Raw genomic sequence first — 13,718 nt, 5'->3', positions numbered from 1 at the left:
CTGGGCAACCGGGCAAGCACCAGCCCATTCCCCCTCACCGCCGGAGGACGACATGACCCTGCGAGCAGCCGGACGCCAGTCCCTCGTGGACACCGTCGTCGACCAGCTCCGCGCGCAGGTCACCGCCGGCGAATGGCCCGTGGGCGGCCGCATCCCGACCGAGCACGCGCTCGCCGAGCAGCTGCGGGTCGGACGCAACACGGTCCGCGAGGCCGTCCGCGTCCTCGTCCACGCCGGAATGCTGCGCTCCAGGCAGGGCGAGGGCACCTTCGTGGTCTCCACGGCCGACCCCGGCGCGATCATGCGGGGGCTGCGGCGTGCCGGGGTGCGGGACGTACTGGAGCTGCGCATCGCGCTGGAGGCGGAGGCCGCACGGCTCGCGGCGCTCCGCCACGAGCCCGCCGACCTGGAGCGGATGCGGGCGGCGCTGGACGCGCAGACGGCGTTCGAGGACCCCGACGGCCAGCCCGACTCCGGGAACCTGGAGCTGTACGCCGATCACGACATCGCGTTCCACCAGGCCGTCGTCGAAGCCGCGCACAACACCGCGCTGACCGCCACCTACACCTGGTTCAGCAGCTCGGTGCGCGAGTCGCTGGTCACCGCGCTCGGCGACCGCGAGATGCCGCGCATCGCCCACGGCGACCACCACGCGCTCATGGAGGCCATCGCCTCCAAGGACCCCGACGCCGCCGCGCACGCCGCCCGGACGCTGCTCGAACGCCCGAAACAGGCCGTCGAGTCCCTGCTCGCCGACCACTGAGCGGCCGCCCCGCTCACCCCGCACCACCTTCGGAAAGGCACCACCCATGTCGGAGACGAGGTCCGAAGCACCACTGATCGACGCGGAGGAGGCCCTGGCGCCCACCGCGCCCGTCGCCGCCGCGAGACGGCGGCTGCGCGCCCACCCCGCGCTCGTGATGCTCGGCATCGTCCTCGCCTCCCTCAACATGCGGGCCGCGCTCGCCGGAGTCTCACCGCTCCTCGGCGAGATCGGCGACCACTTCCACCTGGCCGCCGCCGCGAGCAGCCTGGTGACGACCATTCCGCTCGTCTTCATGGGCCTCGGCTCGATCTTCGCGCCGAAGCTCGCCCGGCGCTGGGGCACCGAAGCCGTGCTCTGCGGCGCGCTCGCGCTGCTGTGCGGCGGCATCGTGCTGCGCGTCGCGCCGCCCGTGGTGGCGCTGTTCGTCGGCTGCGCGCTCGTCGGTACCGCGATAGCCCTGCTCAACGTCCTCATGCCGGGACTGATCAAGCGGGACTTCCCGGACCGGGCCGCGAGCATGACCGCGCTCTACTCCACCGCGATGATCCTCGGCGCCACCGTCTCCGCCGCCTCCGCCGTACCGCTGGAGAACGCCCTCGGCGGCTGGCAGGGCTCCCTCGCCTCCTGGGCGCTGCTCGCGGCGCTCGCCGCGGCGGTATGGATCCCGCAGGTGGTCATCTCCCGCCGGGGCACCGGGCACGGCGCCCCCGCCGCGACACCCGTCGCCAAGGGCGGCACCAACCTCGTCCGCACGCCGCTGGCCTGGCAGGTCACCCTCTTCATGGGTTCACAGTCGCTCGTGGCGTACGTCTGCATCGCCTGGCTGCCGACGATCTTCACGGACCACGGCATGAGCAAGGCCGAGGCCGGACTCGTCTTCGCGTTCAGCACCCTGGTGCAGATGGCCGGATCGTTCGTCGTGCCGATGCTGGCCGGGCGGATGCGCTCGCAGCGCCTGCTGGCGGTCGTCGTGGTGCTGCTCATGGCGGCGGGCATCACCGGGCTGCTCGTCGCGCCGGTCGCCGGAGCGTGGCTGTGGGCGGTGCTGCTCGGCATCGGCCAGGGCGGTGCGCTGGGCCTCGCGCTGACGATGATGGTGCTGCGCACCCGCGACGCCCACACCGCCGCCCGGCTCTCCGGCATGGCGCAGACGTGGGGTTATCTGCTGGCGGCGGTCGGACCGTTCGCGCTGGGCGCCGTCCACCAGGCGACCGGTGGCTGGAACATACCCATCGTGCTGCTGCTGGTGGTGTGCGCGGGTCTGGTGATGCTCGGCCTCGGTGCCGGGCGCGATCGGAAGATCTGAGACGTTGAACGGGGTGGTGGCTCCCCCCACGACCGGGAGCCACCACCCCGTCCCGCGCCCGAGCCGAGGAGACCGACCGCCCCGTGACCGACGCTTCCGAGATCGTCGTCCCCGCCGCACTGGCGGAGTTCCACGCGTCGTACGACGACGAGGAGGGCCGCGCCTGGGTCGCCGGGCTGCCCGCCCTGGCCGCCGGTTTCCTGGACCGCTGGCAGCTGCGGCCCGACGGGCCCCCGGCGCACGGCGCGGTGGCGCTCGTCCTGCCCGTGCGCCGTACGGACGGCACCCCGGGCGTGCTCAAACTCCAGCCGGTCGACGAGGAGACCGAGGGCGAGCCGGCCGCGCTGCGCGCGTGGGGCGGTGACGGCGCGGTCCGGCTCCTCGACCACGACGCCGCCTCCGGCACGATGCTGCTGGAACGGCTGGACGCCGGCCGCTCACTGGCCTCGGTGCAAGACCACGAGGCCGCGCTGCTGACACTCGCCGAACTCCTGGCCCGCCTGGTCGCGGCGCCCGCCCCGGCCGGTCTGCGGACGCTCACCGACCTCGCGGACGGCCTGCTCGCCGAGACCCCGGACGCCCTCCCGGCCCTGGCCGACCCGGCCGAACGCGCCCTGCTGCGCTCCTGCGCGGCCGCCGTACAGGACGTGGCCGGCGAGGCGGGCGACCGGCTGCTGCACTGGGACCTGCACTACGAGAACGTGCTGGCACCGCTGCCGGGCGCCGACCGCGCTCCCTGGCTCGCCATCGACCCCAAACCACTCGCGGGCGACCCCGGCTTCGAACTGCTGCCCGCGCTCCGCAACCGCTGGGACGACGCCGTCGCCACCGGTGATGTGGAACGCGCGGTCCGCCGCCGCTTCGATCTGATGACCGACGTCATGGGTTTGGACCGCGGCCGCGCGGTGAACTGGACGCTGGCCCGCGTCCTCCAGAACGCCCTGTGGGACCTGGAGGACTGCGAAGAGGGCACGGAAACGCTTGATCCCGAACAGGTGGTGATCGCCCGGACGTTGCTGCCCTTGCGCCGTCCGGCGGTTCTTTGACCATCGGCCCGTCGCCCCCTGCGGCGGCAGGCGCCCTGCGGGCGCGTCCTCAATCTCCCCCAGCTACCGCTGGGGGGACCCCCAGCGGGCTTAATTCGAGCCCGTCCGGCGATTGAGGACACAGCACAGCAGCCCGTCCGGCGATTGAGGACGACCGCCGCGCAGCGGTGGTGCGGGTGCCGGAAGGCGAGAGGCGCGGGCCGCAGGCCAGGCGTCATTCCTCCCCGGCGAGCGTAAGCGCCCGAAGGCGGCGCCCCGCGCCCCACGTCGCTGCCACCGTGACGCCGATGAGCAGGACGAGCGCCAGGGACAGGCCGACGTCCGAGTCGATGGCGCCCTCGGCGCCGATCTTCTGGGCGAGGGCCAGGGACCACTGCTGGACGCTGAGCGTACGGGCGCCCGGGATGAGGCTGCCGAAGAGCGTCTCCCACACCAGGGCGTAGACGAGGCCGGCGACGACCGCGTGCCGGGTGACCGTGCCCAGCAGCAGGAAGACCGCGCTGTAGGCGATCGAGGCGACGGCGGCGGCAACCGCGTAGGCCACGGCGATCTGCTGGCTGTTGCCGTTGAGGATAAAGCCGGCGACGAGTGTGGGGATCGCCGAGAAGGCGACCGTCACCCCGATCGCGACGATCAGCTTGGTGAAGACGATCGTGGGCCGCTTGATCGGCTTGGCCAGGAGGTAGACCACCGAGCCGTCGTCGATCTCCGGGCCGATCGCCCCCGTACCGGCGACGACGCCGATGAGCGGGACCATCGTGGCGAGCGCGAAGCCGCCGAGGACGCTGGTGGCCGTCTCGTCGTCGGCGCCGGTCATCACGCGGATCACCGCGGAGATGATCAGCAGCAGGGCCGGCAGCGCGAAGAGGATCGCGGCCCGGCGGCGGCCGAGGAGGGCCCGGTAGGTGAGCCGGGCGACGGTGGGGTGGTACAGCCCGGAGGACGCTGACATCGCTGAGGGCTCCTTTCAGGCCGCGACGAGGTAGGAGAAGACCGATTCCAGCGACTCGTCGGAGGGCGAGACCGTCAGGAGGCGGATGCCCTGCGCGCGGGCGACGCGCGGCAGAAGCTCGGTGAAGCGGCCGAAGTCGACGGCCTGGACGCGCAGGGCGCCCTCCTGGACGTCCACTTCGATGCCCGACGTGGACGGGTCCGCGATGAGGGCGGCGGCGAGGGCCCGGTCGTCGCTGGAGCGCACGAGATAGCGGTGCGGGCGGTCCGTCATCAGCCGGCGGATCTTGCGGAAGTCACCCGACGCGGCGTGCCGGCCCGCGACGACGACCTCGATATGCGCCGCGAGCTGCTCGACCTCCTCCAGGATGTGCGAGGAGAACAGCACCGTGCGGCCCTCCGCGCCCATCCGCCGCAGCAGTTCCATCAATTGCATGCGCTGCCGGGGGTCCATGCCGTTGAACGGCTCGTCGAGGAGGAGCACCGACGGGTCGTGCACGAGGGCGGAGGCCATCTTCACGCGCTGGCGCATGCCCTTGCTGTACGTGGCGATCTTGCGGTCCTGCGCGTACTCCATCTCGACCGTGGCGAGCGCCTTCTGTGCCTCCTTCGCCCCCAGGCCGTGCAACTCGGCGTTGGCGCGCACGAATTCCTGCCCGGTCAGGAAGTCGTACATGGCTTCCCGCTCGGGGACGAGGCCGATGTGGCGGTAGATCTGCTCGTTGCGCCAGATCGTCGTCCCGTCGAGGGTGACCGTGCCGGTGGAGGGGGGCAGGAAGCCGCCCATCATGTTGATCAGGGTGGACTTCCCGGCGCCGTTGGGGCCGAGGAGACCGGTGACACCGGGGCCGATGACCATGGAGACGTCGTTGACGGCCACCACGTTGCCGAACCAGCGCGAGACGTTGTCGATGTGGAGGGAGCTCACAGCCCGACCTTTCGGTAGCGGCGCATCAGCATCCCGTAGGAGCCGGCGACCAGGGCGAGAAGGACGAGGAGATAGACCACGCCGGCGCCGGTGGAGGGGCCGTGGCCTTCGGGGAAGGCGGAGGTGGCGGAGAGGAACGCCGTCTGCACCCCGTCGACGAGGGTGATCGGCGAGAAGAGACCGAGCCAGCCGACCGCTTCGGGGTTGTCCTGGGACAGCGCGATGCCCTGGACGGTGGTCACGGCACCGTACGAGATCGTCAGCACGGCGATGACGGCGGCCACGCCGAAGCCCCGGCGCGGGGTGAGGGCCGCGACCACCAGGCCGATTCCGGCGAAGAGGAGGGAGAGCAGGGTCACGGATACGAGTCCTTGCGCGAAGCCCTTCGTCTGGTCGGCGAAGTCGAGCTTGGCGAGCAGGGCGCCCACGTACAGCAGCAGCAGGGGCGTGGCGGTCAGGACGAACAGTGCGGACGCCATCGCCGCGAACTTCGCGGCCACGTAGTCGACGCGCTCGATGGGGCGGGAGAAGTACAGCGGAACCGTCTTGAAGCGCAGGTCGCGCGAGACGGACTGCGGTGCCTGCGAGGCGAGGAAGAGACCGATGACGGCCTGGAGGAGGATCGCGTACCGCGTGTACTCCAGCGGCAGCTTGTCCATCTTCGTCGCCACGCTGACCGCCACGATGATCGCGGCGGGCAGCACCATGACTCCGAACAGGATCATCGGCAGGACCTTGGACTTCGCCGAACGCCCGAGGCCGTACGCGCCCCGCAGGCTCTGCGAGTACAGCGCGCGGCGGGCATAGGCGCGGCCGAGCCGGGGGCCCGTGTAATCGCGGTAGCCGATGTTGTGAATGACGTCCTGCGCCGGGGCGGTGGTCTCAGGCGGCATCGGGGGCGCCTCCGTTCTGCTCGTCGCGGAAGACCTCCGCGATGCGGTGGCGCCGCTGTTCCATGCGGACCAGGCCGAGGCCGAGTTCGGCGACCGCGTCGCGGACCGTGTCGTACGTGCCCTCGTCGACGACGTCCACGAGGAGCACCCGCCCGGAGGCGGGCGAACCGTCCGGGGCCCGGCCCGCGGGCTGCACCGTCAGCCGCGCCCCGGTGAGGGCGGCGCGCAGCGCGGCCACGCCGTCCGGGCAGGCGTCGGTGTCCGTGACCTCCACGGCCAGGGAACCCGTGGCCTGGGTGAAGTCGCTGGTGGAGGAGGACCGCAGCAGCGTGCCGCCGTCGATGACCACCACGTGGTCGCAGGTGCGCTCCAGCTCGCCGAGCAGGTGCGAGGTGACCAGCACCGAGATGCCGAAGTCGGTGTGGACCCGCCGGATCAGGCCGAGCATCTCGTCGCGGCCGACGGGGTCGAGGCCGTTGGTCGGCTCGTCCAGCAGGACCAGCTGGGGGTCGTGGACGAGCGCCTGGGCCAGCTTGACCCGCTGCTTCATGCCCGTCGAATAGCCGCCCATGGGGCGGTACCGCTCCTCGTAGAGCCCCACGTGGCGCAGGGTGTCGGCGGTGCGCTCGCGGGCGGCGGTGGCCGGCAGGCCCGACATGCGCGCCATGTGGACGACGAACTCGGTCGCCGACACGTCGGGCGGCAGACAGTCGTGCTCGGGCATGTAGCCGACCCGCTCGCGGATCGCGCTGCCCTCGGTCGCGACGTCGAGGCCGAGCACGGCGGCGCGGCCCTCGGTGGCCGGGGAGAGCCCGAGCAGGATCTTGATCAGCGTGGACTTGCCGGCTCCGTTGGCGCCCACCAGGCCGGTCACTCCCGGGGCGATGTCGACGGAGAGCCGGTCAAGAGCGGTCACCCGGGGGAACCGCTTGCTGAGGCTTTCGGTGGCGATCACAGTCACGTGTCCGACGGTAGTGGCGTGGGCCACAGGAGTCGTCAGACCTGAGGCTGGATCCGCCTAGTCCTCGGGTCTGACGTGCCCGTAGGGGAGCGGTACCCCCGGAGGGGCGCGGTCTGCGGGGTGACGGGACGGGCCGGTGGGGCGCCCGGGACGGACGCGACACGCATCGGGCGGGTTTTCCACAGGTACGGACGAACCCTTGACGCAGCCGCCGGACATTGTCACATTCATCATTGTCAACTTTCGCACGTGGTCAACTCGCGGGCACGTCCCCGGATTTCACCGTCCGGGGCCGCGCCCCGCACAGGGACGGACGGGTGGGCATGGCGGCTGTCGTGGCGGGACGGGTCGAGGGGCGAGGCCGGGGCCGTGACCCCGGGCGGCCGGCGGGCACCGGGGCCGCGGAGCTGCGCGGGTTCCGGGCGGTGCAGCGCCTGGCGTACGCGTGCGCGGAGGAGGTGGCCGCCCAGCTCAGACCGGGGACGACCGAGCGGGACGCCGCGCGGATGCAGCGGGAGTGGCTGCGCGGGCACGGCGTGCGGGACTGGTTCCATCTGCCGTTCGCGTGGTTCGGCGACCGCACGGCGTTCACCGGCTTCCGGGTGCCGCTCCAGTTCTTCCCCACCGGGCGGAGGCTGGAGCCGGGAATGCCCTTCATCCTCGACATGGCGCCGGTCCACCAAGGCTTCACCGCCGACATCGGCTACTCGGGCTGCCTCGGCCCCGACCCGCTGCACGACCGGCTGATGGCGGACCTCGAGGCCCACCGCGAGCTGATCCTGCGCGAGGTGCGCGAACGGCGCCCGCTCCGCGAGATCTACGAGGACGTGGACCGGCTCATGGCCCGCCAGGGCCACGCCAACCGGCACCGCGCGTATCCCTTCGGGGTGATCGCGCACAAGGTGGGCCGGGTGCGGGAGCGCCGGTGGTCGCCGCGGCTGCTCGGCTTCGGCACCCAGTCGCTCAAGGGGCTGGCGTCCGACGCCGTCCACGGACACCGCGAGGGCTGGTCACCGCTGTGGAGCCCGTACCGCTTCTCCGACCACCCGCCCACGCCCGGCCTGTGGGCGGTCGAACCCCACCTCGGATTCCGGGGCACGGGCGTGAAGTTCGAGGAGCTGCTCGTGGTCACCGATTCCCGGGACCCCGAGGAGAGCGCCTTCTGGCTCGACGACGATCTGCCGCACGTGCGGCGCTGGCAGGAGGAGAAGGCCGCATGAGCAGCAGCACCGACGGCACGGCAGGCGCGGGACTCGACGGCGCGCGCGAGCGATGGGTGCGGACGGGTGGCGTCGAGCTGTGCGTGGTGGAGCTGGGCGACACCGCCCGGCCCACGGTCGTGCTGGTGCACGGCTACCCGGACAGCAAGGAGGTCTGGGCCGAGGTGGCCGGCCGGCTGCGCGACCGCTTCCACGTGGTGCTGTACGACGTGCGCGGCCACGGCCGGTCCACCGCGCCGACGCCGCTGCGGGGCGGCTTCACCCTGGAGAAGCTCACCGACGACTTCCTCGCGGTCGCCGACGCGGTGAGCCCGGCCGCGCCGGTGCACCTCGTGGGGCACGACTGGGGGTCCGTACAGGGCTGGGAGTTCGTGACCGTCCCGCGCGCCGAGGGCCGCGTCGCCTCCTTCACCACCATCTCCGGGCCGTCGCTGGACCACTTCGCCCACTGGATCAACGACCGCGTCACCCGGCCCACCCCGCGCCGGGTGGCCCAACTCCTCGGCCAGGGCACCCGGTCCTGGTACGTGGGGGCGCTGCACACCCCGGCGCTGCCCGAGGCGCTGTGGCGCGGCCCGCTCGGCAAACACTGGCCGAAACTGCTGGCGCGGTCGGAGAAGCTGCCGGCCGGCGGCTACCCCACGGCCTCGCTGCCGACCGACGCGGCCCACGGCGCCTGGCTCTACCGCGACAACGTCCGCGCCCGGCTGCGCCACCCCCGCGCCGACGCCTTCGCCCATGTGCCGGTGCAGCTGATCACCCCGACCGGTGACGCCTATCTGTCCGAGCGGCTCTACGACGATCTGGAGCGCTGGGCACCACGGCTCGTGCGGCACACCCTGGCCGCCAAGCACTGGGTGCCGCGCACCCGGCCCGACCAGGTGTCCTCCTGGATCGCCGAGTTCGTCACCGCCCAGGAGGGCGGCGCCCCGGCCCGCCGCTCCGCGCCCAGCGGGCCGTACGCGCAGCGCTTCGGCGGGCATCTGGTGCTGGTGACGGGCGCGGCCAGCGGCATCGGCCGGGCCACGGCCTTCGCGTTCGCGGAGGCGGGCGCCCGGGTCGTCGCGGTCGACCGGGACGCGGCGGGTGCCGCCCGGACGGCGGAGATGGCGCGCCTGATCGGCGCGGCCGAGGCGTGGAGCGAGGTCGTCGACGTCTCGGACGAACAGGCGATGGAGAAGCTGGCCGCGAAGGTCGCCGCCGAGTACGGCGTGGTGGACGTGCTGGTCAACAACGCCGGGATCGGCCTGTCCGGCTCCTTCATGGACACCACCACCGAGGACTGGCGGAAGGTCCTCGACGTCAATCTGTGGGGCGTCATCCACGGCTGCCGCCTCTTCGGCCGGCAGATGGCCGAGCGCGGCCAGGGCGGCCACATCGTCAACACCGCCTCCGCGGCCGCCTTCCAGCCCTCCCGGGCCCTGCCCGCCTACAGCACCTCCAAGGCCGCCGTCCTGATGCTCAGCGAATGCCTGCGCGCCGAGCTGGCCGGGCGGGGCATCGGGGTCTCCGCGATCTGCCCCGGGATCGTCAACACCAACATCGCCGCGACGGCCCGCTTCGCCGGTGTGCCGGAGGAGGAGCAGCGGCGGCGCCGGGCCAAGGCCGCGCGGGCCTACGGACGGCGCGACTACCCCCCGGAGAAGGTCGCCGACGCCATCCTGCGGGCCGTCTTCCACGACCGGGCCGTGGTGGCGGTCACCCCCGAGGCCCGGGGCCTGCGGGTGCTGTCCCGGCTTTCGCCCCGGATGCTGCGCGCCCTCGCCCGGATCGAGCCCCGGCTGTGAACGGGCACCGGCTGTGAACGGGCCGCGTTCCCGGCCGGGGCCCCGGCAAGGGGCGCGGCAAAGGGCACCGCAAAGAGCGTGGCAGAGGCCGCGGTCGGGCCCCAGGAGAGGAGAAGGACCGAGATGACCCACCCCCACCAGGCCGGCAGCCATCGGATAGCCCCCAGACGGGTCTCGTTCGACTGGCGGGAGACCCCGCTGCACTGGATACCGGACGAGCCCACCGCCACCCACGTCATGAACGTCCTGCACCTTTTGCTCCCCGCGGGCGAGCGGTGGTTCGTCAAGGTCTTCAAGGAGGCCCTGCCGCTCGTCCGGGACGAAGCGCTGCTGAGGGACGTCAAGGGCTTCATGGGCCAGGAGGCCACGCACAGCGTCCAGCACGCGTACGTCCTGGAGCACCTCGCCGAACAGGGCCTGGACACCACCCCCTACACCCGTCACATCGACTTCTTCTTCGACTCGCTGCTCGGGGACACCCCGCCCTTCGGCCTGCCGGTCTCAGCACGGGAGTGGCTGCGCTTCCGGCTGTCGCTGATCGCGGCGATAGAGCAGTTCACGGCGGTCATGGGCAACTGGATCCTGCACGCCGAGGGGCTCGACCGGGCCTGCCCGGACCCGGTGATGCTGGACCTGCTGCGCTGGCACGGCGCGGAGGAGGTCGAGCACCGCGCGGTCGCCTTCGACATGTACGAGCACTGTGGCGGCGAGGGCGCCGGCCGCTACGCCCGGCGGGTGCTGGGCATGGCGGTCACCGCACCCGTGCTGTTCTATCTGTGGGGGTGGGGCACCCGCTATCTCATACGCAACGACCCGCCGCTCGCGGGTCGGCTGCGGTACATGCTCCGCCACCACAACCGTGCTGTGGCCAAAGGCCTGTTGCCGAGTTGGGGCGAGCTGGTCTCGGCCGTCCCCCGCTACCTCAGACGGTCGTACCATCCCTCGAAGGAGGGGTCGCTGCGCAAGGCCGTCGACTATCTGGCGACCTCACCCGCGGCACGGGCCGCGGCGGGCGCGATCGGGCGCTCCGCCCTGGCCTGAGGAGTTCGTAAGGAGCCAGCCCCCTTGAGCAAGCAGCCCCAACAGCCCCACCGGTCCGAGCGACCCGCCCGCCCGGCCGCTCCGGAACCACCCGTGCCACAGGGGCCTTCCGGACCGCCGGAGCGTTCAGCGCCACCGGAGCGGTCCGGGCCGCCGGCCGCCGAGTACCGCATCGAGGACCTGGCCCGGCACAGCGGCGCCACGGTCCGCACCATCCGCGGTTACCAGGACCGCGGGCTGCTGCCGAGGCCGGAGCGGAGGGGCCGGGCGAACGTCTACCGGGACACCCATCTGGCGCGGCTCCGCCAGATCGCCGGCCTCCTCGACCGCGGCTACACCCTGGCCAGCATCAAGGAGCTGCTGGAGGCCTGGGACGCGGGCCGGGGGCTCGGCGGCGTCCTGGGCCTGGTCGCCGAGATAGACCGCCCCTGGTCCGACGAGGAAGCCGGACGGATGACCCGGGCGGAGCTGGAGGCGACGTTCGGCGGCATACGGGACGACGCGGCCGTGGAGGACGCCGTGGAGCTCGGCGTGCTGGTCCGGGTGCCGCGGACGCCGGACGAGTTCCTCGTCCCCAGCCCGCAGGAGCTGGCCGTCGCCGCCGAGCTGCACGCCGCCGGGGTGCCGCTGCTCGCCATCTCCGGCCATCTGCGGGAGCTGCGCGCACAGGTCGAGCACATCGCCGGCCGGTTCCTCGACTTCACCACCGAGTACGTCTTCCAGCAGTACCTCGACCACCCCCCGACCGACGCGGAGGCCACGGAGGCCGCCTCGCTGGTGCGCCGGCTGCGGCCCCTCGCCCAGCAGACCGTCGACGCCGAACTCGCCCGCGCCATGCGCTCCCTGGCCACCAGCTATCTCCGCCGGCACCTGGGAGAAGCGGCGCCCGACACGACCGCGGCCCCCGCCCCGGACCCTGCTCCCGACCCCGATCCCGCCTCCGACCCCGCTCCCGAACCAGAGCCCCAGCCCGAGCCCGACACCACCGCAGAGGCCGTGCGGCTGCCGGCCGCGACCGTGGACGCCGTCCGTGAGCTGGTCGGCGCGGAGCACACCGCCGCGTTCATCGCCGCGGCCGCCGAACGCGAGGTACGGGCCCGCACCATGGACGCACTCGCCGCACGCCGCTGACCAGCACGTTCCCCTACCCGTCCGCACCAGCCGCTCTTACAGCCCGGGCGCGCCCCAGACCGGGAACCAGCGGCTCAGGTCCGCCTCGATCCGCAGGTCGTCGCCCAGCAGTGCCCGCGCCCGCAACTCCAGGGCGGTGTCCCGCCGTTCCACCCCGCCCGGCAGCGGCGCGAAGGGATAGAACGTCCCCCGCTTGTAGAGGTAGACGAGCGCGAGCGGCTGCTGCCGCGCGTCCCGGAAACCGAGCAGCGAACAGAGCAACTGCGGGCCGAAGCCGCCCTCCTGGAGAAGCGTATTGACCGCGTGCAGGTCGTTGACGAGGGCGGCGATGCCCTCCTGCCCCTCCTCCTGCCGCGCGAGCAGCCAGGTGTAGCCGTAGCCGTCCTGACGGAACTCCACCGGCACCCCACCACGCCCGGTATCGGCGTCCAGCAGGGCCCGTACGTCCTGCCTCAGCCGCTCGAAGGCGCCGCCCTCCACGCTCGCGAAGCACACCGAGCCCAGCCCGGTCGGGGTGAACCCGGCGCCCGCCTGGAGGGTGACGGCGGCGGACGGCAGGGCGAAGAGCCGGTCGAGATCGGGGCGGACCGGTTTACTGCGGCCGAGGAGGGCGTCCAGGAAACCCACCGGCACTCCTTCCGGACGGATCGAGGCTGTCAGGGCCGGCCGAGCCCGGCGGAGATCCGGCCGAGCTGTTCCAGTCGCTGTTCCAGCGTCGGGTGGCTGGACAGCAGACGGCTCACCGAGTCCTTCGAGAAGGCGGGCGCGAAATAGAAGGCGTTGAAGGGCTCGGCCTTGCGCAGGTCCCGCGTCGGGATCCGGGCCATCTGCCCGGTGACCTTGGTGAGCGCCGAGGCGAGCGCGGAGGGGCGGCCCGTCAGCAGCGCGGCCGCGCGGTCGGCGGACAGCTCGCGGTAGCGGGACAGCATCCGGGTGAGCAGATAACTGAGGGCGTAGACGACGGCGCTGACCAGCGGAATCAGCACGACGACCAGGGCGGCGCTGCTGTCCCGGCCGCCGGACTGGCGGAAGCCGCCCCACAGCCCGATACGGGTCACGAGACCGGCCAGTACACCGAGGAAGGAGGCGATGGTCATGACGGCCACGTCCCGGTGCGCGACGTGGGACAGCTCGTGCGCCAGGACGCCCTCCAGCTCCTCCGGCTCGAGTCTGCGCAGCAGCCCGGTCGTGGCGCACACCAGCGCGTTCTTCTGGTTGCGGCCGGTGGCGAAGGCGTTCGGCACATCGCTGTCCGCTATGGCCACCCGGGGCTTGGGCATGTCCGCGAGGGCGCACAGCCGGTCCACCGCGCCGTGCAGCCCGGGAGCCTGCTCCGGGGTGACCTCGCGGGCCCCCATGCCGAAGGCGGCGATCCGGTCGCTGAACCAGAACTGCGCGACGAACAGACCACCGGCCAGGAGCAGGATGACCGGCCACGCCCCGCGCACCAGCGCCAGCAGCACGCCGACGAAGACCACGTAGAGCAGCCCGATCAGGAACATCGTGCTCACCATGCGGGTGGTCAGCCCCCGGTCGGGGGCGAATCGGGTGCCTGGCATGGGACCTCCAAGGCTCTGCGGACGACGTCCCGGAAAGCGCCTCTGCCCCGATTCTCCCTCCTCGACCACCCATAACGGGATAAACACCTCTGCGATCGGCAAGACAAAGGGCGCCCGGAGCGGGTCGAG

General features: G+C 72.6%; 13 protein-coding genes. 7 read left to right on the top strand and 6 right to left on the bottom strand.

The features are described 5' to 3' along the window. Positions 1 to 52 precede the first annotated feature (52 nt). From ACZ6MA_RS21260 to ACZ6MA_RS21250, 3 genes are all read left to right on the top strand, one after another. Positions 53 to 763 (top strand): FadR/GntR family transcriptional regulator, encoded by a 711-nt coding sequence (locus ACZ6MA_RS21260; RefSeq protein WP_469435445.1) that lies wholly within the window; start codon positions 53 to 55, stop codon positions 761 to 763. Positions 764 to 809: 46 nt separating this feature from the next. Beyond that, on the top strand, positions 810 to 2,072 hold the full coding sequence (locus ACZ6MA_RS21255) for a CynX/NimT family MFS transporter (protein ID WP_469435444.1): 1,263 nt from the start codon (positions 810 to 812) through the stop codon (positions 2,070 to 2,072). A gap of 83 nt (positions 2,073 to 2,155) precedes the next feature. Beyond that, positions 2,156 to 3,118: an aminoglycoside phosphotransferase family protein gene (locus ACZ6MA_RS21250; RefSeq protein WP_469435443.1), complete on the top strand. Its 963-nt coding sequence runs from the start codon at positions 2,156 to 2,158 to the stop codon at positions 3,116 to 3,118. Positions 3,119 to 3,332: 214 nt separating this feature from the next. Here the strand turns inward: ACZ6MA_RS21250 and ACZ6MA_RS21245 are convergent, their stop codons facing one another. Genes ACZ6MA_RS21245 through ACZ6MA_RS21230 form a run of 4 tightly spaced genes read right to left on the bottom strand, consistent with a single transcriptional unit; the run spans position 3,333 to position 6,851 of the window. Then, positions 3,333 to 4,052, bottom strand: coding sequence for an ABC transporter permease subunit (locus ACZ6MA_RS21245; RefSeq protein WP_469435499.1), 720 nt, complete (start codon positions 4,050 to 4,052; stop codon positions 3,333 to 3,335). Between the two features lie 33 nt (positions 4,053 to 4,085). After that, positions 4,086 to 4,997 (bottom strand): ABC transporter ATP-binding protein, encoded by a 912-nt coding sequence (locus ACZ6MA_RS21240; RefSeq protein ID WP_469435442.1) that lies wholly within the window; start codon positions 4,995 to 4,997, stop codon positions 4,086 to 4,088. After that, positions 4,994 to 5,890, bottom strand: coding sequence for an ABC transporter permease subunit (locus ACZ6MA_RS21235; protein ID WP_469435441.1), 897 nt, complete (start codon positions 5,888 to 5,890; stop codon positions 4,994 to 4,996). The genes ACZ6MA_RS21240 and ACZ6MA_RS21235 overlap by 4 nt, the downstream gene beginning before the upstream one ends. After that, complete coding sequence (locus ACZ6MA_RS21230) at positions 5,880 to 6,851, bottom strand: ABC transporter ATP-binding protein (RefSeq protein ID WP_469435440.1); 972 nt, start codon at positions 6,849 to 6,851, stop codon at positions 5,880 to 5,882. The genes ACZ6MA_RS21235 and ACZ6MA_RS21230 overlap by 11 nt, the downstream gene beginning before the upstream one ends. Before the next feature lie 323 nt (positions 6,852 to 7,174). On the opposite strand from ACZ6MA_RS21230, the gene ACZ6MA_RS21225 reads away from it, so the two are divergent. The 4 genes from ACZ6MA_RS21225 to ACZ6MA_RS21210 all read left to right on the top strand — a co-directional run bounded on the left by ACZ6MA_RS21225 (position 7,175) and on the right by ACZ6MA_RS21210 (position 12,030). Beyond that, on the top strand, positions 7,175 to 8,071 hold the full coding sequence (locus ACZ6MA_RS21225) for a M24 family metallopeptidase (protein WP_469435439.1): 897 nt from the start codon (positions 7,175 to 7,177) through the stop codon (positions 8,069 to 8,071). Further along, positions 8,068 to 9,858: an SDR family oxidoreductase gene (locus ACZ6MA_RS21220; protein WP_469435438.1), complete on the top strand. Its 1,791-nt coding sequence runs from the start codon at positions 8,068 to 8,070 to the stop codon at positions 9,856 to 9,858. The genes ACZ6MA_RS21225 and ACZ6MA_RS21220 overlap by 4 nt, the downstream gene beginning before the upstream one ends. Positions 9,859 to 9,981: 123 nt before the next feature. Beyond that, complete coding sequence (locus ACZ6MA_RS21215) at positions 9,982 to 10,899, top strand: metal-dependent hydrolase (RefSeq protein WP_469435437.1); 918 nt, start codon at positions 9,982 to 9,984, stop codon at positions 10,897 to 10,899. A gap of 93 nt (positions 10,900 to 10,992) precedes the next feature. Beyond that, the gene (locus tag ACZ6MA_RS21210) at positions 10,993 to 12,030 is read left to right on the top strand and encodes a MerR family transcriptional regulator (protein WP_469435498.1); all 1,038 of its coding nucleotides are present in this window, start codon (positions 10,993 to 10,995) and stop codon (positions 12,028 to 12,030) included. Positions 12,031 to 12,066: 36 nt separating this feature from the next. Here the strand turns inward: ACZ6MA_RS21210 and pspAB are convergent, their stop codons facing one another. Together pspAB and htpX are read right to left on the bottom strand one after the other, a co-directional pair. Further along, positions 12,067 to 12,657: a PspA-associated protein PspAB gene (gene pspAB / locus ACZ6MA_RS21205; RefSeq protein WP_469435436.1), complete on the bottom strand. Its 591-nt coding sequence runs from the start codon at positions 12,655 to 12,657 to the stop codon at positions 12,067 to 12,069. A gap of 29 nt (positions 12,658 to 12,686) precedes the next feature. Next, a complete protein-coding gene (htpX, locus tag ACZ6MA_RS21200; protein WP_469435435.1) occupies positions 12,687 to 13,589 on the bottom strand; it encodes a zinc metalloprotease HtpX in 903 nt (300 codons plus the stop codon). Positions 13,590 to 13,718: the final 129 nt, after the last annotated feature.

The organism is Streptomyces sp. NPDC042259 (assembly GCF_055582085.1).
The sequence above is the reverse complement of the archived record's forward strand: the minus strand, read 5'-3'. Positions and strand labels throughout refer to the sequence as shown.

What these genes read in the sequence shown, in the direction of transcription:
- ACZ6MA_RS21220 (WP_469435438.1), top strand. Translation starts at nt 8,068, where the DNA reads ATGAGCAGCAGCACCGACGGCACGGCAGGCGCGGGACTCGACGGCGCG.
- ACZ6MA_RS21215 (WP_469435437.1), top strand. Translation starts at nt 9,982, where the DNA reads ATGACCCACCCCCACCAGGCCGGCAGCCATCGGATAGCCCCCAGACGG.
- ACZ6MA_RS21235 (WP_469435441.1), bottom strand. Translation starts at nt 5,890, where the DNA reads ATGCCGCCTGAGACCACCGCCCCGGCGCAGGACGTCATTCACAACATC.
- ACZ6MA_RS21255 (WP_469435444.1), top strand. Translation starts at nt 810, where the DNA reads ATGTCGGAGACGAGGTCCGAAGCACCACTGATCGACGCGGAGGAGGCC.
- htpX (WP_469435435.1), bottom strand. Translation starts at nt 13,589, where the DNA reads ATGCCAGGCACCCGATTCGCCCCCGACCGGGGGCTGACCACCCGCATG.
- ACZ6MA_RS21225 (WP_469435439.1), top strand. Translation starts at nt 7,175, where the DNA reads ATGGCGGCTGTCGTGGCGGGACGGGTCGAGGGGCGAGGCCGGGGCCGT.
- ACZ6MA_RS21260 (WP_469435445.1), top strand. Translation starts at nt 53, where the DNA reads ATGACCCTGCGAGCAGCCGGACGCCAGTCCCTCGTGGACACCGTCGTC.